The sequence below is a fragment of the Pseudoteredinibacter isoporae genome, from assembly GCF_040372805.1.
GTDB classification, from domain to species: Bacteria; Pseudomonadota; Gammaproteobacteria; order Pseudomonadales; family Cellvibrionaceae; genus Pseudoteredinibacter; species Pseudoteredinibacter isoporae_A.
This window is the reverse complement of record NZ_BAABWJ010000013.1, coordinates 45,421-67,251: the sequence shown is the minus strand read 5'-3', so window position 1 is coordinate 67,251 and position 21,831 is coordinate 45,421. Positions and strand designations below refer to the sequence as shown.

Annotated in this window: 16 protein-coding genes and 2 tRNA genes; 8 read left to right on the top strand and 10 right to left on the bottom strand. The window is 50.2% G+C overall.

Annotated features, from left to right (window positions below; translation table 11 throughout):
* Window positions 1-44: 44 nt before the first annotated feature.
* The 3 genes from smc to ABWW03_RS19025 form a co-directional block, all read right to left on the bottom strand.
* On the bottom strand, window positions 45-3,545 hold the full coding sequence (gene smc / locus ABWW03_RS19035; RefSeq protein ID WP_353411101.1) for a chromosome segregation protein SMC: 3,501 nt from the start codon (window positions 3,543-3,545) through the stop codon (window positions 45-47).
* Between the two features lie 219 nt (window positions 3,546-3,764).
* A complete protein-coding gene (gene ccmI, locus ABWW03_RS19030; protein ID WP_353411099.1) occupies window positions 3,765-5,048 on the bottom strand; it encodes a c-type cytochrome biogenesis protein CcmI in 1,284 nt (427 codons plus the stop codon).
* The gene (locus tag ABWW03_RS19025) at window positions 5,049-5,531 is read right to left on the bottom strand and encodes a cytochrome c-type biogenesis protein (protein ID WP_353411097.1); all 483 of its coding nucleotides are present in this window, start codon (window positions 5,529-5,531) and stop codon (window positions 5,049-5,051) included.
* Between the two features lie 248 nt (window positions 5,532-5,779).
* Between ABWW03_RS19025 and ABWW03_RS19020 the strand changes: the two genes are divergently transcribed.
* The 7 genes from ABWW03_RS19020 (at window position 5,780) to ABWW03_RS18990 (ending at window position 13,011) form a co-directional block, all read left to right on the top strand.
* A tRNA-Val gene (locus ABWW03_RS19020) sits at window positions 5,780-5,855 on the top strand.
* Window positions 5,856-5,898: 43 nt separating this feature from the next.
* A tRNA-Asp gene (locus ABWW03_RS19015) sits at window positions 5,899-5,975 on the top strand.
* 404 nt (window positions 5,976-6,379) lie between these two features.
* On the top strand, window positions 6,380-6,712 hold the full coding sequence (locus ABWW03_RS19010; protein ID WP_353411095.1) for a hypothetical protein: 333 nt from the start codon (window positions 6,380-6,382) through the stop codon (window positions 6,710-6,712).
* Window positions 6,713-7,439: 727 nt separating this feature from the next.
* The gene (locus tag ABWW03_RS19005) at window positions 7,440-9,362 is read left to right on the top strand and encodes a PrkA family serine protein kinase (RefSeq protein WP_353411093.1); all 1,923 of its coding nucleotides are present in this window, start codon (window positions 7,440-7,442) and stop codon (window positions 9,360-9,362) included.
* Between the two features lie 53 nt (window positions 9,363-9,415).
* Window positions 9,416-10,711 (top strand): YeaH/YhbH family protein, encoded by a 1,296-nt coding sequence (locus ABWW03_RS19000; protein ID WP_353411091.1) that lies wholly within the window; start codon window positions 9,416-9,418, stop codon window positions 10,709-10,711.
* Window positions 10,708-12,237 (top strand): SpoVR family protein, encoded by a 1,530-nt coding sequence (locus tag ABWW03_RS18995; RefSeq protein ID WP_353411089.1) that lies wholly within the window; start codon window positions 10,708-10,710, stop codon window positions 12,235-12,237. The genes ABWW03_RS19000 and ABWW03_RS18995 overlap by 4 nt, the downstream gene beginning before the upstream one ends.
* Before the next feature lie 117 nt (window positions 12,238-12,354).
* Window positions 12,355-13,011, top strand: a complete 657-nt coding sequence (locus ABWW03_RS18990; protein WP_353411087.1) for a glutathione S-transferase family protein — start codon at window positions 12,355-12,357, stop codon at window positions 13,009-13,011.
* 76 nt (window positions 13,012-13,087) lie between these two features.
* Here ABWW03_RS18990 and ABWW03_RS18985 read toward each other — a convergent pair whose 3' ends face one another.
* The 6 genes from ABWW03_RS18985 to ABWW03_RS18960 all read right to left on the bottom strand — a co-directional run bounded on the left by ABWW03_RS18985 (window position 13,088) and on the right by ABWW03_RS18960 (window position 19,750).
* A complete protein-coding gene (locus tag ABWW03_RS18985) occupies window positions 13,088-14,683 on the bottom strand; it encodes an AMP-binding protein (RefSeq protein WP_435372767.1) in 1,596 nt (531 codons plus the stop codon).
* Between the two features lie 164 nt (window positions 14,684-14,847).
* A complete protein-coding gene (locus tag ABWW03_RS18980) occupies window positions 14,848-15,189 on the bottom strand; it encodes an SCP2 sterol-binding domain-containing protein (RefSeq protein WP_353411085.1) in 342 nt (113 codons plus the stop codon).
* 23 nt (window positions 15,190-15,212) lie between these two features.
* Complete coding sequence (locus ABWW03_RS18975) at window positions 15,213-17,012, bottom strand: acyl-CoA dehydrogenase C-terminal domain-containing protein (protein WP_353411083.1); 1,800 nt, start codon at window positions 17,010-17,012, stop codon at window positions 15,213-15,215.
* Between the two features lie 394 nt (window positions 17,013-17,406).
* The gene (locus tag ABWW03_RS18970) at window positions 17,407-18,468 is read right to left on the bottom strand and encodes an AraC family transcriptional regulator (RefSeq protein WP_166844808.1); all 1,062 of its coding nucleotides are present in this window, start codon (window positions 18,466-18,468) and stop codon (window positions 17,407-17,409) included.
* 39 nt (window positions 18,469-18,507) lie between these two features.
* Window positions 18,508-18,717, bottom strand: a complete 210-nt coding sequence (locus ABWW03_RS18965; RefSeq protein WP_353411080.1) for a hypothetical protein — start codon at window positions 18,715-18,717, stop codon at window positions 18,508-18,510.
* Window positions 18,718-18,853: 136 nt separating this feature from the next.
* The gene (locus tag ABWW03_RS18960) at window positions 18,854-19,750 is read right to left on the bottom strand and encodes an HAD-IIB family hydrolase (RefSeq protein WP_353411078.1); all 897 of its coding nucleotides are present in this window, start codon (window positions 19,748-19,750) and stop codon (window positions 18,854-18,856) included.
* A 139-nt stretch (window positions 19,751-19,889) separates the two neighbouring features.
* On the opposite strand from ABWW03_RS18960, the gene ABWW03_RS18955 reads away from it, so the two are divergent.
* Window positions 19,890-20,708 carry an IclR family transcriptional regulator gene (locus ABWW03_RS18955; protein WP_353411076.1) on the top strand — a complete coding sequence of 273 codons (819 nt, stop codon included), beginning with the start codon at window positions 19,890-19,892 and terminating at the stop codon, window positions 20,706-20,708.
* 41 nt (window positions 20,709-20,749) lie between these two features.
* On the opposite strand, the gene ABWW03_RS18950 is transcribed toward ABWW03_RS18955, so the two are convergent.
* Window positions 20,750-21,637 carry a thioesterase family protein gene (locus ABWW03_RS18950; protein ID WP_353411074.1) on the bottom strand — a complete coding sequence of 296 codons (888 nt, stop codon included), beginning with the start codon at window positions 21,635-21,637 and terminating at the stop codon, window positions 20,750-20,752.
* Window positions 21,638-21,831: the final 194 nt, after the last annotated feature.

Genomic DNA, 21,831 nt, shown 5'->3' with positions numbered 1-21,831 from the left:
CTACTCTTTCAATAGAAAAATACCGCAGGCAAAAGTTCAATCAATTACATGGCCGCCAGTTCGGCTGCCTCATCAACATCCACGCTCACCAGTCGGGAAACACCCGGCTCATGCATGGTCACACCCAACAGCTGATGCGCCATCTCCATGGCGATCTTGTTGTGGGTAATATAAATAAACTGTACGTGTTTGGACATCTCTTCCACCATGCGAGCATAACGCCCCACGTTGGCGTCATCCAATGGCGCATCAACCTCATCGAGAATACAGAACGGCGCCGGATTCAAACGGAAAATCGAGAATACCAATGCAATTGCCGTCAGCGCCTTCTCACCACCCGACAGCAAGTGAATGGTGCTGTTACGCTTCCCTGGAGGGCGGGCCATAATCGCGATGCCGGTATCCAGAAGATCGTCACCGGTTAATTCAAGATAAGCATGGCCACCACCAAATACTTTCGGGAACAACTCCTGCAAGCTCTCATTCACTTGGTCAAAAGTGTCCTTAAAGCGGGAACGGGTTTCCTTATCAATTTTCTTGATTGCGCCTTCGAGTGTTTCCAGTGCGTCTTCCAGATCTTTGTTCTGGGTATCCAAATAGGTTTTGCGCTCAGACTCGGTTTTGTACTCGTCAATGGCCGCCAAGTTAATGGGCCCCAATCGGCTGATGCGATTACCAATACGCTCCAGCTCTTCTTCCATGGGTTTTTCCTGGGCATCTTCTGGCAACTGTTCCAATAGCGTTGGCAGATGGAAGCCATCGTCGACCAGTTGATTTTCAACGGTGCTGCGCTGCACTTCCACTTCACGGGTAAACAGACGCTCTTGCTCCAGACGCGTACGCACAGATTGAATTTCATGTTCGGCTTTACTGCGATCCTGTTCAATCTGACGCAGTTTGGCTTCAACATCTTCAACCGCGCGACGAGCTTCAGCCAACTCGCCTTCTACACTCAAGCGGTCTTCCAAGCGCTCCTCGAGCTCCATTTTGTATTCTTCAATCGGGTCGCGATTTTCACCCAATGTTGCCTGCAACTGCTCACGGCGATCTTGGGAACGCTGAACCTGCTCACGCAGACGGTCAATGCCCGAACGCATGCTGTCGAGCTGAGTACGCAGTGATTGATAGCGAATCGCCAACTCATGGCCGCGGTCTTTGTCGTGACGGGCACGCTGACGTGCCTGGTCCAGCTTCTCACGCAGGTCATCACGCTTGCTCAATAACTCTTCGCGCTTGTCGGTGTCCTGCTCCATCGCATCGATGGCTTCTTGCAGGATCATTCGCGCTTCGGACAGGGCTTCCGCCTCATTGTCCATTTGTTCTTTTGCTTCGTTGATCTCACTATCCAGGCGCTGACGACGCATGGTGGTTTGTTCCACCTGCACCTGCTTGGCACTGACCTGGGAACGCAACTCTCCATAACGGCGATTCAGATCTTCCGCTTCACGACGCTTGGCTTCGCGCTGTTGCTCCAACTCTTTAATATTGTCGCGGCGCTGCTCCATGGCTTCGCCCAACTGTTCAACCTGGCCTTCCAGCTCGGCAATGCTGGCGGTCAATTCTTCCAGCTCCTGTTTGCGAGCCAATACCCCCGAAGCCGCATCGCTGTCTTTGGCCACTCGCATCCAGTTGGCGCCCAACCAGATGCCCTCTTTGGTCATCACCGACTGGCCCGCCGACAAACTCGAGCGCATAGCCAACGCAGTACTGAGGTCTTCAGCGGCCAGGACATTCGCTAATAAATGGCTGACGTCCGCCGAACCGCGAACAAAATGGGCCAAACTTTTGGCATCAACATCGGTTTTGCTGCTACCGGCATCAAGCAGGACCAATTCACCTTGATCCAGTTGAGCAAACACGTTCGCAACCTGATCCAGCCCTTCGGTGCATACAGCTTGCAGATGGTTGCCAAGAGCAGTTTCCACCGCCATTTCCCAGCCACTGTCCACTTGCAACTGCTCAGCAAGGCGCGGCTTGTCGGCTAAACCCTGTTCATTCAACCAATCGCTGACCACTTCATTTTGCTGGCCCATGGCAGCCTGCTGCAACGCTTCGAGGGAGGCGTGGCGACCGCGCATGCTGGACAACTGACTGCGTAACTGATCAAGCGTTTCGCTGTCGCTGTTACTCTGTTCGCGCTGTTCATTAATCGATTCGCCCATCTCTTCTACGGCGGCGCGCTTGGCATCGGCATCAATATCCAACTCCGCCATGCGCTCACTCAGCTCGGCAATCTCTTCATCCACCTCAGAGGATTGCAGGTTGCCGCGCTCTTCGTCCAGGCGCTTGATCCGCTCAAGCAAGCGGGTTTGCACTTGCTCAAGGTGTTGAATTTTAGATTGTTCAACCTCAGCTCTTTGACGAGGCTCGGCCGCAGTCTGGTTGAAACTGTCCCACTCGATCTGCCAGTCCTGCATGGCATCTTCAGCGTTCTGCAGGAAATCGCCGGAATCTTCTTCGGCGGCTTTGATCATTTCCAGTTCAGGCTCAATCTCAGCCAGCTCTTCTTCCCACTGACGTGTTTTTTCCGTATCGCTCAACAGATGCGTTTCAGCTTCTTTGCAGTCGCGCTCGGTTTGTTCCAGATCGCGTTGCAATTCTTGGGAGCGGGATTGGGCGTGCTGAATATTCTGTTCCAGTCGGGCAATGTCTGAACCCAAGGCATAGAAGCGACCTTGAACCTCGTTAAACTTATCACCCATATCCGTATGTTGCAGGCGGTACTCTTCAATCTCGGTATCTTTACCAACCTGATCGGTAACAAAAGACTCAACCTTCAATTCAAGCTCGGTAATAATGCCCTGCTTGGATTTGGCTTGCTCATCGAGAATCTGAAAGCGCAAAGCTTGCAACTGGGCCTTCAGCAGACGCTCTTCTTTTTTGAATTCAGTGTATTTTTCCGCAGCAACCGACTGGCGCTCCAGACGGGACAGCTGGCGCTCCAATTCGTCACGAATATCCGTCAGGCGCTCCATGTTTTCCATGGTACGACGCATGCGGTTTTCAGTATCGCGACGACGTTCTTTGTATTTGGAAATACCCGCCGCTTCTTCGATATAAACACGCAGCTCTTCGGGCTTGGCTTCGATCAGGCGAGAGATCATACCCTGTTCGATAATTGCATAACTGCGCGGCCCCAGGCCGGTACCCAAGAAAATGTCAGTAATATCACGGCGGCGACATTTGTTGCCGTTGAGGTAATAGGTGTTGGTGGCGTCGCGGGTCACTTTACGCTTAACCGAAATCTCGCTGTAACCGGCGTATTCGCCCACAAGAGTTCCGTCGCTGTTGTCAAAGATCAATTCGATCGAGGCCTGGCCAACGGGCTTACGGCCACCGGAACCATTGAAAATTACATCCGTCATGGATTCGCCGCGAAGATTCTTCGCCGAGGATTCCCCCATTACCCAGCGCACGGCATCAATGGTATTGGATTTACCACAACCGTTGGGGCCAACAATGGCACACAGGTTCGATGGAAAAGAAACCGTCGTTGGATCCACGAACGATTTAAAACCTGCTAGCTTAATGCACTTTAGCCGCATAAATCCTTGTCACTCAATAGTCTTGCAATATATTGATTTTATTGTATTTTTCTGAAGAGCCTGGAGGTTTTCAGAGACACAACCTAAAACCCGCCATTTTACACGTTTGACCAGGCTTTGGCACCCCGGAAAGCCCCACTTGGAGGCAATCGGCGCCCATATTGTTCCAGAGTAACAAGCGCTACCCCACCTTACGCTGAACGCCGATTTTCAGCCGCCTTATAACTGCTTTTGAATTTCCAGCAGATGCTGATCCTGACTGCTGTTCGCAACCGGCCCAAGCGTCACCTGCCAATCCCCCGGCTGAGGAACAGCCTGCCCACTGGCCGACACGCGAGCCACCAGCTCCAACTCAGGAAAGCGAGCGATCGACATACCCGGCGCCATGGCCATGGCTTCACTCAGCTCAATTTCCGCCGGCAGATCTTTGACTTTCAATCGGGAGATGGCCAGAGGCATGGGCGCCCCCTGCCAGGCCCGAGCGTAGACAAATACCGCATGTTCAGGGTTCAACTGCACACCCTCAGCAAGGGCGATTTTGAGCTTCAAGCTCAGAGCAGATGCCTCTTCAGTGGCGCTCTCAGGGCTAGCCTGCGCTACAGCTCCCGCATCATCTGTGCCTTTTTCTTCCGCCAGCAGTGCTCTTGCCCGCAGAACACCCGCCGCCAGAGATTGCGCACCCGGTGATTGCGGCCCGAGTAATTTAATCGCTTTTTCCCACTGATCAATCGCCTGCTGATACTTTTCCGACTGATAATAACGGATGCCATCCAAGCCCAGCGCTACATGGCTATTGGGGTCCACGGACAAAGTTTTATCAATGAGCGCCTCGGCATCCGGCGTAATGCGGTTACCCGCGACCACAAACATCAATTGAGCCAACTCACCCATCACCAAAGGAGACTCATCAACCGCCAGAATGGCACGATAGGCATTGATAGCCGTAGGATACTCCTGCAGATCAGAGGCGTTTCTTGCCAGCAGGTAGAGGTATTGAACGTTTTCAGGGTCTTTTTCCAGACGCGCTTCCAACTGGGACATCATGCGGCGCGCCAATGCCGGATCTGGCTCTTTGCCGGCCTGTATTGCCTGAGTATCCGCCAGGAACTTGGCCCGAATCGCCTCAGTCATCCGAATGTCTTCGCTGGCACCGTTGTACTGATAGAAGCCAAACACAAATACCGCCAACACCACCGCCGACAGCAATAACACGATCCGACCGGAACTCGCTTGCGGGCCAGCTTGCACCTCACCGGACTGCTTTTCAGCTTCCACCAGCTCCAGATCAAGTTCTCGTCCAAGCGCCGCGTGTTGCGCTTCGTCTAAATCGCCCGTTCTCAGCTGCTCATCCAACTCAGCTCGACGTTGCTCATAGAGATCGACATTCAAGGTCTGCCGCTCCCGATTCTCCTTTTGCTCACGCTCACGAACCAGCAATGGCCAAAAAACAAACACCAACGCTAACAGAATGAGTAAGGCAGCCCCCAACCAGATAGACAACATTTAACTTTGTTCCTTTTCTTTTTCTTCTCGAGCTTCACGCAGGATCTCGTCCAAACGCTCTTTATCGATTTCCACCGTCTGCTCAACTGGGGCCTGACGGCGGAAAATAAAGAACGCCACAATCAACCCCAGGAGCAACAATGCGATTGGGCCTCCCCACAACAACAGAGTGTTAAGGCCTAAACGCGGGCGGTAGAGCACATAGTCCCCATAGCGGGCCACCATATAATCTTTGATCTCTTCATCACTCTGTCCTTCTTGAAGCAAGCGATGAAGCTCCCGGCGCAAGTCCGAGGCGATAGGAGAATCCGAACCTGCCAAGTTCTGGTTTTGGCACTTAGGGCAACGAAGCTCGTCCACCAACACGAGATAGCGCTCCCTTAAGGAAGGGTCATTGAATTCATAAAGATCCACGACTGCCTGGGCAGAAACGGTGATCATTAATAGAAACAGAGGGAAAAAACAGCGATTGATTAACGTCATGTTATTCACAAATTAGCCGAATGAACCTGCTTCGGCCTCAAAAGCCGAAAATAAGCGCGCAGGAAATTGCCCGCAGTATAGCAACGCAAACCCCAGTAACCCATACCCTGCACACAAATCCAACGCTAAGCCACTGCTTTTGTTGACTTTTTATGCAAATTTCAGCTTTTCGCAAGAAAGGTGAAGTTTTTATGAAAAAACGGTTGACGCAAAAAGATTAATCATTAATATACGCCGCTCCTGACAGCGGGTGGTTAGCTCAGCTGGGAGAGCATCGCCCTTACAAGGCGAGGGTCACAGGTTCGATCCCTGTACCACCCACCACTTTACTAGCGTGACAAATAAAGTGGCCAAATGTCAGATACGCGGACCGGTAGTTCAGTTGGTTAGAATACCGGCCTGTCACGCCGGGGGTCGCGGGTTCGAGTCCCGTCCGGTCCGCCACTATTCTAAAAGGCTGCAAGTAATTGCAGCCTTTTTTTATGCCTGAAAGAAACCCCCAAGACCGGATGGGCGAGAACCCGCGCGGTTCGACAAAATCGCCCGGAGCGATTTTGGATTGCGACGCCAGGAGCAACCCGAAGGGGCATTTGCAGGAGCAAATGATCAGTCCCGTCCGGTCCGCCACTATTTCAAAAGGCTGCAAGTAATTGCGGCCTTTTTTTATGCCTGAAAGAAACCCCCAAGACCGGATGGGCGAGAACCCGCGCGGTTCGACAAAATCGCCCGGAGCGATTTTGGATTGCGACGCCAGGAGCAACCCGAAGGGGCATTTGCAGGAGCAAATGATCAGTCCCGTCCGGTCCGCCACTATTCTAAAAGGCTGCAAGTAATTGCGGCCTTTTTTTATGCCTGAAAGAAACCCCAGGGACTGGATGGGCGAGAACCCTCGCGGTTCGACAAAATCGCCCGGAGCGATTTTGGATTGCGACGCCAGGAGCAACCCGAAGGGGCATTTGCAGGAGCAAATGATCAGTCCCGTCCAGTCCGCCACTATTCCAAAAGGTGGCAAGAAACTTCGCAAACTCAACAAGCAAGAACACGCACAACTCGCCCCTCACTACCTCCCCTTTTTGCTACCCGCACAAAACGAATGCCTTTCAATTGAGCGGCCGCTCGACAGCCGTCCAAACCCGCCTTGTTCAACAAGCTCCCCTGCGCGCCCGAGCGGCAATCTTTAACCTCTCTGCTGTCAAAGTATGACAAAAGTTTCCTTACCCAAAACTTGCAAACTCGACAACTTATGCTTCCTCACATCAAAAGTTATAAAGCACGACAAAAACAACATGTAAAAATCCGGACACATTTTCGATATTTTTTTGTTAAACATTTGATGTAACAAATAATGAAAGTCGCAACACTGCAATGAAGGCGAACATGAACCAGCCATTTCATTAAGCAGAACAAAGACATTCCCGAAAATAGAAACAAACTGGCAAGGACAACACTATATCAACCAAAGTCAATATAGATACAAAAAACGAAACAAGCGTTTTGAAGAAAACGATAGAAGTGTAAAGAAATAAATACAGAGAAAGTTTTCCGATGGATGGCACGACTTATGCTTTTATCAAAATAACGCGTCAAAATTTCAGCATGAAATGACGCGGAGCTGAAAAATATCAACTACATTAACTACTAAGCAACTTTTAATCGAAATAAGTTGTCTTAACTGTAAGGAATATTTTTAAAATATTTTAAACGTGATAATTGCCTTTGCCTATAAAAAGGCGTTTAATCATGACAGTTAGTAGTAAATACTGAGATACGCGAGCAGTATTTTCTGCTGTAAATTGGCGCAGCAACTTTATAGAAAAGAGTATTTCAAACAGCATGATTTTTGTTTCTTTACACTAATTTTTCTCTCGGGAGATTTGCCAGCATTCCCCCAGAGCGGAGGACAGCAAGATGGGCATTTTTAATCACTTCCAAGACCGATATGACGCCGGGCAAGAAGAAGAAATGAGCATCCAGGAATACCTTGAGCTCTGCCGGCAAGACAACAGTGTATACGCCACCGCTGCCGAGCGTTTGCTCAATGCTGTTGGCGAACCTGAGCTAATCGACACGTCTCTCGACCCTCGCCTCAGCCGAATTTTTTCCAATAAAATCATTAAGCGTTATAGTGCCTTTAAAGAGTTCTTTGGCATGGAAGAATGCATTGAGCAAATCGTTGCATTTTTCAGGCACTCCGCCCAAGGTCTTGAAGAAAAGAAACAGATTCTTTACTTGCTCGGCCCGGTTGGCGGCGGCAAGTCCTCACTGGCCGAAAGGTTAAAAGCGTTAATGGAAAAAGAGCCTATTTATTGCTTAAAGGGCTCCCCTGTTTTTGAATGCCCCCTGGGCCTGTTTGACCCCAATGAAGACGCCAATATTCTCGAAGAAGAGTACGGTATACCGAAACGTTATCTGGGCACGATTATGTCCCCTTGGGCCGCCAAACGCCTGCAGGAATACAATGGCGATATCAGCCAGTTTAAGGTGATTAAACTCAAGCCTTCCATTTTGAATCAGATTGCGGTTTCCAAAACTGAACCCGGTGATGAGAACAATCAGGATATCTCTTCTCTGGTAGGTAAAGTCGATATTCGTAAACTGGAAGACTTCCCACAAAACGATACCGACGCTTACAGCTATTCCGGTGGCCTTTGTCGAGCCAACCAGGGCCTGATGGAGTTTGTGGAAATGTTTAAAGCGCCCATTAAGGTGCTGCACCCACTGCTTACCGCCACCCAGGAAGGCAACTACAACAGTACTGAGGGGCTTGGCGCCATTCCTTTTGACGGCGTGATTCTGGCGCACTCCAATGAATCAGAATGGCAATCGTTTAGAAACAATAAAAACAATGAGGCCTTTTTAGACCGTATTTATATTGTCAAAGTGCCCTACTGCCTGCGCCTCACAGAAGAAATTGAGATCTATCACAAGCTTATTGAAAACAGCTCCCTCTCCGAAGCCCCTTGCGCACCGGACACTCTAAAAATGCTGGCCCAGTTTTCTGTACTTTCTCGCCTGAAAGAACCGGAAAATTCCAACTTGTATTCGAAAATGAAGGTCTACGATGGGCAAAACCTGAAGGATACCGACCCAAAAGCGAAATCCATTCAGGAATATCGTGATATGGCTGGCGTCAATGAAGGCATGGATGGCTTATCGACACGTTTCGCCTTCAAAATTTTGTCCAAGGTCTTCAACTTTGATGCCACCGAAGTAGCGGCCAACCCGGTCCATCTTCTGTATGTTCTGGAACAGCAAATCGAGCAGGAACAATTCCCTGAAGAAGTGCAGGCTAAGTATCTGTCCTTTATTAAGGAGTTTCTGGCACCCAAATACGTTGAGTTCATCGGCAAGGAAATTCAAACCGCCTATCTCGAATCCTACACCGAGTATGGCCAGAATATCTTTGATCGTTATGTCACTTATGCGGACTTCTGGATCCAGGATCAGGAGTACCGAGACCCGGAAACTGGCGAGATTCTCGATCGTGCCTCCCTGAACGAAGAGCTGGAAAAAATCGAGAAGCCTGCGGGCATCAGTAATCCAAAAGATTTCCGTAATGAGATCGTCAACTTCGTCTTACGGGCGAGAGCCAACAACAATGGCCAGAACCCACTCTGGAACAGCTACGAGAAGCTGCGCCGGGTTATCGAGAAGAAAATGTTCTCGAATACCGAAGATCTGTTGCCGGTTATTTCCTTCAACACCAAAGCCTCGGCCAACGACCAGAAAAAGCATCAGGATTTTGTGGCTCGTATGATCGATCGTGGTTACACAGAGAAGCAGGTACGTCTGTTATCTGAATGGTATTTGCGGGTTCGCAAATCCCAGTAACTCACCGGGCTCGAACATTAGCAAGGTAGACAACAATGCACTAAGGATCATCTATGAACTATGTTATCGATCGTCGCTTAAACGGAAAACAGAAGAGTCTGGTAAACCGCCAACGCTTTCTGGAACGGTACCGCAAGCAGATCAAGCAGTCGGTAGAAAAAGCTGTGGGCGAGCGGTCGATAACAGACATCAATAAAGGTGAACGCATAAGTATCCCCAGAAAAGACACCGACGAACCCGTTTTTCGCCATGGCAAAGGCGGGTTTCAGGAGCAGGTACTGCCAGGCAACAAAGAGTTTATAAGCGGCGACCGATTCAAGCGTCCACAGGGCGGCGGTGGCCAGGGCTCAGGCCCTGGGCAGGCCAGCGACAGCGGCGAAGGCATGGATGATTTCGTGTTTGAAATCAGCCAAAGCGAATTTCTGGACTTCATGTTCGAAGACCTTGAACTCCCCAATCTGGTAAAACGACACTTGATGGGCGATGTGGAATACAAAACCCATCGTGCGGGCTTTGCGGATGTCGGCAACCCCGGTCAGGTTAACATTGTTCGCAGCATGCGCTCTGCCTCAGCAAGACGCATGGCACTGGGCGGCAAAGATCGCCGAAAATTGCGCGAACTGGAAGCCGAACTGCAGGAATTGGCACGCTCTCCTGTCCCGGATCATGAGCAACAGCAACAACTTGAGGAAGAAATACACCGCTTAAAAGGTCGCCTGAAGCGCATCCCCTGGCTGGACGATTTCGACCTGAAATACAACTTGCACGTAAAACAACCCGTGCCTCGCTCACAGGCCGTTATGTTTTGTCTGATGGACGTATCCGGCTCCATGACCCAAGGCATTAAAGACATCGCCAAGCGTTTCTTTATTTTGCTCTACCTTTTCCTGCAGAGGAACTACGAACATACCGATGTAGTCTTTATTCGCCATCACACCAGCGCAAAGGAAGTGGACGAACAAGAGTTTTTCTATTCCAGGGAAACCGGTGGCACCATTGTGTCCAGCGCGCTGAAGCTAATGCAGGAAATTGTCGATAAACGCTATCCACCAGCGCAATGGAATATTTATGGCGCACAAGCTTCGGACGGCGATAACTGGAACGACGATTCCAGCAACTGTTCACGCATTCTTTCCAACGACTTACTCGATAAGGTTCAGCACTTTTCCTATATCGAGATTACTGAACAAGACCATCAATCCCTGTGGCATGAGTATCAGCAAATTCAAGCACATTTCAGCGATGTGTTTGCTATGCAAAATATCCGCACGGCCGCTGATATTTACCCGGTTTTTCGTGAGCTTTTCCAACGCAAATTGGGTCAGGACGGGGTGGGAGCAGCAGTATGACAGATAAGAATTACATTTCGACAGGCTCGGAGTGGACCTTTGAGCTGATTGAACGCTATGACCAGGAGATCGGCAAAATTGCCAAAGAGTATCAACTGGACACCTACCCCAACCAAATTGAAATCATCAGTTCAGAACAGATGATGGACGCCTACGCGAGTGCAGGTATGCCCTTGGGCTATCATCATTGGAGTTACGGCAAGCAATTTATCAATGTTGAGCAGTCTTACCGCCGAGGGCAAATGGGGCTGGCCTATGAAATAGTAATCAACTCCAACCCCTGCATTGCCTATCTGATGGAAGAGAACAGCATGACCATGCAGGCTTTGGTGATCGCTCACGCCAGCTATGGCCACAATTCTTTTTTTAAAGGCAACTACATGTTCCGCAGCTGGACCGATGCGGATTCCATCATTGATTACCTCCTGTTTGCCAAAAACTACATTGCCGACTGTGAACAACGTTACGGCATCAGCGCCGTGGAAGATTTACTCGACTCCTGCCACGCCTTGATGAACTACGGGGTCGACCGTTATCGCCGTCCCTACCCGATCTCGGCGGCGGAAGAAGCCAACCGACAAAAAGAACGGGAAGCCCTGTTACAGAAACAAGTCAACGAACTCTGGCGCACCATTCCTGAAAGCGATAAAGACAAGCAATTCGAATCGGCAGCGCGGTTCCCCAGCGAACCCCAGGAAAACCTTTTGTATTTTATTGAGAAACACGCCCCTCTGCTCGAACCCTGGCAACGGGAAGTGGTTCGTATTGTTCGAAAAACCGCCCAGTATTTTTATCCTCAGCGGCAAACTCAATTGATGAACGAAGGCTGGGCCACTTTTTGGCACTACACCTTATTGAATACGCTGTATGATCGCGGCCTGGTGAATGACGGTTTTATGCTGGAATTTTTGCAATCCCACAGTGGCGTGGTTATGCAACCGGCCTTTGATACTCCCTATTACAATGGCATCAACCCCTATGCACTGGGTTTTGCCATGATGAGTGACATTCGTCGCATCAGTGAAACCCCCAGCGACGAGGATCGCTACTGGTTTCCCGAGCTGGCGGGTCGCGACTGGTTGGAAAATTTGCATCTGGCCATGCGGGATTTCAAGGACGAAAGCTTTGTATTACAGTACCTGTCGCCCAAGTTAATGCGGGACTTCAAGCTCTTCAGTCTGGTGGATGATGATAAAGACTCCGAACTGGAAATTTCGGCCATTCACGATGAAACCGGCTACCAGTCACTACGCGAAGCCCTTGGCAATCAATACAATCTGCAAAATCGAGAACCGAATATACAGGTCTATAGCGCGGATGTGCGGGGCGATCGATCCCTAACGCTCCATCATATTCGTCATGAGCGTAAACCGCTGGATGAGAGCGCTGAAGAAGTCCTGAAGCACGTTCATCGCTTATGGGGCTTCCCGGTTAAATTACTTTCCGTCGAACCTCAGGCAAGCGGTGTTTGCCCCATCCCCCTACAACAGTTTGACTGCCCCAAGTCACAAAACCCGGATACCTGAGCTGGCATTCAGTCGGTAAATCCATTATAAAATCCCTGGCCAGTGAACTGGCCAGGGATTTTTTGTTGCACTTACCCACTTAGCAGCCACAACAACACTCTTTAATAAAGGCCAACTATGAAACTGTATGGATTCAGCGCCAGTAATTATTACAACGCCGTGAAACATTTATTGCTCGCCAAGGGCCTGGAATTTGAAGAAGTCAAAGAATACCCAAGCCAGAATGCCGATTATGTAAAGATCCATCCGCTTGGTAAGGTTCCTGCCTTGCTCACGGAACAAGGCGCTATTTCAGAAACCGATATTATTATGGAATATGTTGATAGCCTTGCCGCTCCCCACTTCTTTCCCAGCGACCCTTTTGAGAAGGCCAAATGCCGTGAGATCATGAAAGTGGCTGAACTCTATATTGAACTGCCCGCGCGCCGTCATAACAACGAGACTCTTATTGGGAAACCCCGCTGCGACGTTGCTTATCAGGAGTCGCGCCCACTCATGGAAAAAGGTTTAAAAGCACTCGATACATTGTGTCAGAGCGCACCTTACCTGATGGGCGACACCATGACAGCCGCCGATATCTTTGTACGCTATGCCCTGGTGGTAGGCAATATGGCCGCCGTCCGAATATACGACTGGAAACTGCTGGATGACTACCCCGCCCTGAAGGCTTGGAACCAACACATGCGTGAGGACCCAATTTCTCAGAAAGTCGACCAGGACGCTCAGGACGCCATGGCAGATTTAAAAGCCTACTTTGCCCAATTTAAAAAATAAGGCATTCGGCAGGCGGAAAGAATAAAAAAGCGGTGCTGGACACCCCAACACCGCTTTCTGTGAACAGCCCTGCCCGTTAACGCAAGTCTTTACGCAGAATTTTACCCACGGCAGACTTGGGTAGTTCTTCGCGGAACTCAATATGCTTAGGCACTTTGTAAGCCGTCAGGTTTTCACGGCAGTAATCAATCACCTGCTGCTCGCTGAGATCGCCATCGCGAACCAAAAATAACTTAACCACTTCACCGGACTTTTCATCTTCTACACCGATAGCGGCAGCTTCAACCACTTTAGGGTGCTGGCAAATGACGTCTTCAATTTCGTTCGGGAAAACATTGAAGCCAGACACGATGATCATGTCTTTTTTACGGTCCACAATGCGGATATAACCATCTTCCTGAATCACCGCCATGTCACCGGTGCGCAACCAACCCTCTTCGTTCAGCACTTCAGCGGTTGCTTCCGGACGCTGCCAGTACCCTTTCATTACCTGGGGACCTTTAACGCAAAGCTCTCCCGGCTCGCCGCTCGGCAGGCTGTTGCCTTCCGCATCAATGACCTTGACTTCCGTACCAGGCACAGGCGTACCCACCGTACCGCGCTGAATCGCATGGGAAGGGTTGGACGACACTACAGGGCTGGTTTCAGTTAAACCGTAACCTTCAGCAGGCATAACGCCGGTAAGCTCCTGCCAGTGGTTTGCCGCATCTTCAGTCAATGCCATGCCACCAGAAGCCGTATGTCGCAAGGAGGACAAATCGATTTTACGAAACTCAGGATTACGCGCCAAAGCGGTAAATAAGGTATTAATCCCAACCAGAGAAGTGAACTTGTGCTTTTTCACCTCGTTAATAAACGCGGGAATATCTCGTGGATTTGGAATCAGGACACTGTGGTTACCCGTCATGGCCAGAGCCATGCAGTTCGAGGTAAACGCATAAATGTGGTACAGCGGCAGAGGTGCAATGGCACACTCCACCCCCTCTTTAATGTCGTCGCCAACATGCGCCAACAGCTGTTCCATGTTTGCAACCAAATTATTGTGCGTCAGCATCGCACCCTTGGCCACACCCGTGGTACCACCGGTGTATTGCAACACCGCGACGTCGTGAATATCTTTTACGACCGGGCGACATTGGGCATTGCCCTTAGCTAAGGCATCACGCAGGCTAAGCTGCTTAGGGAAACGGAATTCCGGCACCATCTTTTTGATGTGCTTGACCGCAAAGTTCATCAATGTGCGCTTCAACGGCGGATGAAGGTCAGCAATATCGGTCACAATGACCTGCTCAACTTGAGTCTCTTCAATCACCTTGGCCGCTACGTCAGCAATGTTGGAAAGAACCACCAAGGCCTTCGCGCCGGAGTCGTTAAACTGATGCTTCACTTCGCGAGCGGTATACAAGGGATTGGTGTTAACGACCACCAACCCTGCTCGAATCGCACCGTAAACAACGACCGGGTATTGCAGAACATTGGGCAGTTGTATCGCAATACGATCGCCCTCTTCCAAATTGGTATGATTCTGCAGATAACTGGCAAACTGTGCGCTCAGTCGATCCAGATCACCGTAGCTTAAGGTCTGCCCCATGCAACTGAATGCGCTATTGTTTGGGTATTTTTTAAAAACGTCTTCAAGCACATCAATAATCGTGCGCTGGTCTCGATTCACAATCGTTTCCTCTTAGATTCCGTACTTAACTTTATTCTATTTTTCTTCGGATGTGTGTTAATTTTTATTATCCGAGGCAGCCTTAGTGAGCACTGCTTTTTATGTTATTACTGCAAAAACAAAAAGGACCACGAGTGTGGTCCTTTGTAAGATTCAGCGACTGACTACAGATCGCCAGACTTATTCGTACGTTGATATACAAACAAGCTATCAATCATCGCCGCTAAACGCTGATCTCCGTCAGCTTTCACTTTTCCAAACATAAAGGCCTGCATTCCACTGAATTTGCCGGCCATAATATCCAATAGCGTTTCAGAGTCCATACTGATGCAAACCGATGGAGAGTCATGCTCTCCATCCTGAATGTCACAGCTGCCATTGTCGATGACTAAAAAATAATTGCCTGCATCAGAAATATCGAACTGCACCACTTCTGACATATCAGTGGCCGCTTCAGGATTAAAATTCTCTACAAGCTTTTCACGCAAGCCATCTAATCGGCTCATGCTTACTCCAAACTTAAAACGATTTAGAAGGCGAAGTGCTCTTCATCCAGTTCCATCAGGTTACCCAGACCGGCTTTAACCGTGATGGCCAGGCTGCTGGTACGAGGCAAGATACGCTCGAAGTAAAAACGTGCAGTGCTGATTTTGGCCTTGTAGAACGCTTCGTCAGTAGTGCCTTCTGCCAAAGTATCTTGCGCTTTCTTAGCCGCCAGAGCCCAGAAATAGGCCAACATGGCGTAACCGGAGTACATCAGATAGTCAACGGATGCTGCGCCCACCTCATCGGCATTTTCCATCGCCTTGCCACCAATGTGCATGGTCAGCTCGCCCAGCTCTTTATTCACTTCGTTCAACGGCGCGATAAATTCCTGCAAGCCTTCAACGTCCGCGTTGGCCTGACAGAATTTGTGGACCATCTTGGTGTAGCCCTTAAGCAACTCACCGCCGGAACCCAGTACTTTACGACCCAGCAAATCCAGAGCCTGAATACCTGTGGTACCTTCATACAACATAGAAATACGGCAATCGCGAACATTCTGTTCCATGCCCCATTCAGAAATAAAGCCATGACCACCGAAACACTGCAAGCCCAAGTTTGCTGCTTCAAAACCGGTCTCGGTCAAAAAGGCTTTCGCAATTGGCGTGATGAACGACAACATATCATCCGCTGCTTTACGCTCTTCTTCGTCTTCAGAGAGCTGCATAGTGTCGACCAACTGCGCGCCGTAATAAATCATCATGCGGCCACCCTCAGCAAAAGCTTTCTGAGTCAGCAGCATACGACGAACGTCAGGGTGAACAATAATAGGATCCGCCGGACCTTCAGGGTTTTTAACACCTGACAAAGAACGCATTTGCAAACGCTCACGAGCGTACTCCAACGATTTCTGGTAACCCACTTCAGCGTGAGCCAAACCTTGAATGGCCGTCCCCAAACGCGCAGTGTTCATAAAGGTGAACATGGCCATCAAGCCTTTGTTCTGCTCACCAATCAGATACCCCTTCGCGTTGTCGAAATTCATCACACAGGTTGCGTTACCATGGATACCCATCTTGTGCTCGATGGAACCACAGTGCACACCATTACGATCCGCCACACCACCGTTCTCGTCCACATTCATTTTAGGAACAATAAACAGCGAAATACCCTTGGTACCTGCAGGTGCATCTGGAAGGCGAGCCAAAACGATATGAACGATATTTTCAGCCATATCGTGCTCACCCGCAGAGATAAAAATTTTGGTGCCACTTACCGCATAACTGCCATCGGCATTTGGTTCAGCCTTAGTGCGCAGCATACCCAAATCGGTACCACAGTGCGGCTCGGTCAAACACATGGTGCCCGTCCAGCTGCCATCGATCAGCTTGGTCAAATAGGTTTGCTTCTGCTCTTCATTACCATGCTCTTCCAAGGTGTTCTTGGCACCGTGGGATAAACCGGGATACATTCCCCAAGACCAGTTCGCGCAACCTTTCATTTCAGAGAGGATGCTACCCAGAGAACCTGGTAAACCCTGACCGCCGTAATTCACATCCGCAGTCATGGAAGGCCAACCCGCTTCAACATACTGCTGATAAGCTTCTTTAAAACCTGTTGGTGTGGTCACCACACCGTCATCCCACTTACAGCCCTCTTCATCACCGACACGGTTAAGAGGCGCCAATACGTTTTCGCAGAACTTTGCTGATTCTTCCAAAATGGCAGAAACAACGTCCGGAGTCGCATCTTCACAACCCGGCAGGGACTGATAATGAGCGGGAAAATCCAGCAGCTCGTTCATAACAAACTGCATATCGCGTAAAGGTGCTTTGTATTCGGCCATGGTAACCTCGGTTAGGAATGTATAAGATTTCTATGGTGAGTGAGAATCGCCGATCACCCCATTTGCAACAATAGCCAGATTGACCAGTTTGGCTGACAAATCGGGCCAGAAGTGACAGCGTGCTTCTACAGTGTAGTCCAGATCGGATGCGACACTGCGAGAGACCACAGGAATACCATTGGCTTTAGGGTGCCTATTTGGAACACACGTTAATGGTCAGTCTGAAACACTTTCAGCTAAGCGTTGGATAAGCTTTCGAAAGGAATAGGATTCATAAGGCGCTTAGCGCTGGACTTGCTGGGAAGATCGCTGAAGACGTTGCGGAAGATATCGAGAGGTGAATCACTGGGCCCCTCGATCAAACTCAATGGAACAAATGCTTCAGCATTGCTCTTTATTTCGCCGGTTTATGATTCGCAAGTTGCTTACGATAATCTCCGGGCGTGACGCCCGTCCACTTTTTAAATGCCCGGAAAAACGCACTGCTTTCATCAAACCCCAAACGCTCGGCAATACACGCATTGTTCAAGTCCGGGCAACTTAAGTAATGAAAAGCAGCTTCCATACGGCATTCATCCTTTAGCTTCTGATAGGACGTATCTTCCGCCTGTAATTTTCGGCGTAGTGTCGTCACTGACAGATTCAAGCGGGACGCAACCTCTTCCGCGCTCGGCATGGCATCACTCACGTCTTTGGAGAGAATCGCACGCACTTTGGCTTTCAAGCTGCGCTGGGCGCTGTCGTTAATCACCAGGTGATAAGGACCTGAACGGAGAAAATCAAAGAGTGTTTCGCGGTTTTGCACCAGGGGATAATCCAAAAACTCCGCCGGGAATTCCAACAGGTTTTCTTCCTGGTCAAAATAAAGTTCAGCAGGATAGCTTTCCGCCAGTACCTGAAACTCTTCAGGGCAGTTGAACGTAAAGCACAGTGCACTGAGAGGAATTTCCTGACCGATTAACCAACAGTTGAAGCGATGCCACACCGCCATGGTCGTACGAATCTTGTCAGGGCTTGAATTGGCAATCAATTCCGCGGCACCCTCACCTTCAGGCCCATTAATGCGGCGCATAACCACTTGGGCCTTATCACCGTCTTCCTGTAATGAGCCTCGAACGATAAAACCACGAGCGACTTCACTGAACTCTGCCGCACGGTTGATGGCCTGACGTAATGTATTGCAGGACAGGACGGCATAACACAGCATACGGAAGGAGCCCAAACGCACCTTTCCTGAGCTGATCATACCGAAGAGCTCATCTTGCATGACGATCATGACCTGCTGGTAAAGCTGGCCATACTTCACCGCTGAGAAATACAGCGCATCGTCCAGCTCCTGTCGATCAATCGAAAGATCGCTCAGCAATCGATCGACATCACAGCCTTTTTCTTTTGCCGCCTGCAATAATGCACGGGCATAAGCTGTTGGTACACAAGTAGTATCTGGGCTTCTCAAGCTCAATATTCCTCAGTAACAATGATCGATTTTCAGAACTTAAAACAAACGGCGCAACAGCTTGATCAGCAAGACCGTTATCAGTGCTGCCACCATAACTATAGCCAACAACAGCATCGTCATCAGGAGAAAATGAAGTGCCTTATCGGCAGGCAAATCCCACCCAAATATCGCGCCCGCGATAAAGGCGAGCGAGCCTAGCAATAATGAAATGAACAGGGAACGTTTTTTAAAGCCAACTTTAATCATGTTGTCACTACAGTAAAAACCTTGCCGCGCAGCCGTCAATGTTCAACCTGCACAGCTTCAAACAGCTGCCATTATAAGCGAAGTCCCGGCATTTGGGTAAGCGCTGAAAAAGCCATTAAGCCGGTTCAAGTCTGACTTATTCGGGAAAGAAGCACGCTAACGCCCGGGCAACACCGTCATCATCAGAGCTGGGACAATGATAATCAGCGCATGCTTGCACATCATCCGGCGCACTGCCCATCGCCACCCCCAAGCCAGATCGTTGTAAAAACACCTTATCCGACCCAGCATCACCAAATGCCATCACTTCATTCGCGCTCACCTGATGATGTATCAGCAACTGATCAAAGGCCAAATGTTTATCGGCGGACTTAGGTATCACACTGGCAAAACGCCACTCGGGATAAGCCGGTAATGAGGCGTAGGCAAAATGGAGATCTGGAAATCGCCTTTCCAACTCAGGTAAATAATCACTCTGTGCGGCTTCTTCACCCACCAACACTTTAACCCAAGGGGACGTTGTCTTGTCGACACGCTCAGATCTCGCACTCAGAAGCAAAGCACCAATATCCTCCCGCTGCGGTTCACAACGCAGCTGACGGCTGTGCTCTTCCAGGATATGAGGAGCGCATTGATGCGCCGGATCTATAACAAAACGCTGTTCATCGTACAATTCAAAGTACAAACCCAACTCGTTGGCGGCTTCAAATAACGCTTGAGCCTCAGAATGTGACAGACAGTGCTGCAGCAACGCACGCTGTGTCACCGGATTGAAAACCAAGCCTCCGGTATAAAATAAACCTGTGTCTATCAGCCCCAATTGCTCGAATAAAAACTGGCAGGCGAACGGTGGTCGTCCCGAGGCAATCGCGAGGGACATCCCCATTCCCCTCAATCTTTTGAGCTGATCACGCAAGGAATCGCTGAATTGCCCGTCACGATCGAGCAATGTGCCGTCCACATCGAAGAAGATCAGTTTAATATCGCTGGCGCCATCTGGCGCGACTATAGGCAAAGGTTTCGGGCTGGGCATAGCAATCTACAGAACTGCATCAGGTGTGTGATCGGGGGACGCGATTATAGCCCGAAACGCGCAGGACTATAATCATCATTTATACTCGCCTATAATTGCAAGCTTGATTCCCAGGCTGCCAACAGAGACTGTATAAAAAGTGGACAAGCCCAGCGCCAATAATATCTATAGCCTGCCCAGCGATGTTCTCCATGACGATGAACCCGATCGCAAATTCATCAACGCCCTCGCGCGCGGCCTGGACGTGCTTCGTGCTTTCCAACCCGGCGATGGCTTTCTGGGCAATCAGGATATTGCCAAGCGTACCGGCTTACCCAAATCGAGCGTGTCCCGGCTGACCTACACTCTGACCAAGCTGGGTTACCTTGTGTATTCCGAGCGCTTGGAAAAGTACCAGTTGGGCAGCGGCGTTCTCGCGCTAGGTTATGCCTTCACGGCCAATCTGGCGATTCGCCAACTCGCCAAACCCCTTATGCAGGAACTGGCCAATAACACCGGCACCGCTGTTGGCCTCGCCGATCGCGATCGCCTGAAAATGATTTATCTGGAATATTGCGCGCCCGCCAACGTGATGACGTTTCGCAATGAAGTCGGCGACCGAGTTCCCCTGGCAAGCTCCGCCTTGGGCAAGGCCTATCTCACCCTGCTCCCCCACAATGAGCGCGAATACTTTCTGCATCATATTGAAAACCGAAACCCGGAAGACTGGCCGCAACTGCGTGAAGGCATTGAAGCGGCCATCGAACACTACCAGGAAAAAGGTTACTGCACCGGTTTTGGTTCCTGGGATAAAGACATTAATGGCGTATCTGTTCCGCTGTTGGTCGGGAATCAGATATACAGCTTCAATGCCGGCGGACCCTCCTATCGTCTGTCACCGGAATTTCTGGAACATGAAGTCGCGCCACAATTGAAACGCATGGTGCGCAATGTAGAAGCAACCCTAATTCGCTACTGAACCCAACACCGTAACGCCAACACTTTTTAAAGTATGCACCTCTAATAGGTTTTACCCGATTCTGGAGGGCGCTGAAAGTCACCCGGATCGTCAGCCCATGCGGCCGCATCCTGAGGGATTCTTGGCACCGCGGATTGTCGACACAGCGCCACCAGATTCCCCTCGCTGTCCCAAAGCTCACCCTGTTCTTCAAGAATACCGCCGTGGATTTTGCGCGTATTGAACAGACAGGCAATATGCCCAGGCGCCGCTTCCTGAAGGATTTGTACGGTCATCTCCACGGTGGGAATCCAACCCACTTTACCACTGCGCATGGCCACTGCTCTCGGAAAGGCGTCCGCAAAAACAATCAAATTAAGCGCATCATTCTCACGACCATCAGCCATGGCAATCCAACCTCCATTGCTCATTTGATCACCCCCACCACCGGGCCAATAATCAGCACACTCTGGAAAGAAGCGCGCATCCACGCGGTCTCGAAAGCTGGCATTGGCGCCCGTCACCGGCGTACAGGCTTCCAACGCCGCCAGATTTGGACGCTCACCCTGGAAATGGCTTACGCCTTTGGGCTTTTGTAAATCGCTATAAACAACGGTTGCCTGGGCGCATATCTGCCCAGCCTGCTCCAGCTCGATAGTCGTTTGGGCGAGACGCCCACCTTCACGTAAGACCCTCACCTCAATCTCGGCGTCTCCGGGTTGGGCGGCACGAACAAACTGTGTGGTTGATGAAATGGGGTCGGGGTGGTCCGGCAAGGAAAGCCGACCAGCCTTTGCCAATAAGGCGGCCATATACCCACCGTTCGGCGCAGTACCAAAGGACCAGCGATCACTGACGTCAACGGCATAGCGAAAACGGTTATCACCTTGCTCGCGCAAGTGCATAGGGCTGTCGCAATCAAATTCAAACCGTTGTGGGGTTACATTCACCCGTCATTCTCCTTACATCCATTCACTGAACGACATCGATCTCCGGCAAAGAAGGCGATACGTCGTTTTTAGCCTGTTTATTAGCGCCTTTCGAGCACTTTTATCGGACCCCACGTATCGCGCCCACCTGAAAAGCGGCATCGCAAAAAGCCGGATCATAAAACAATGTTCCGCACAGTGGAACAAAAAACCAG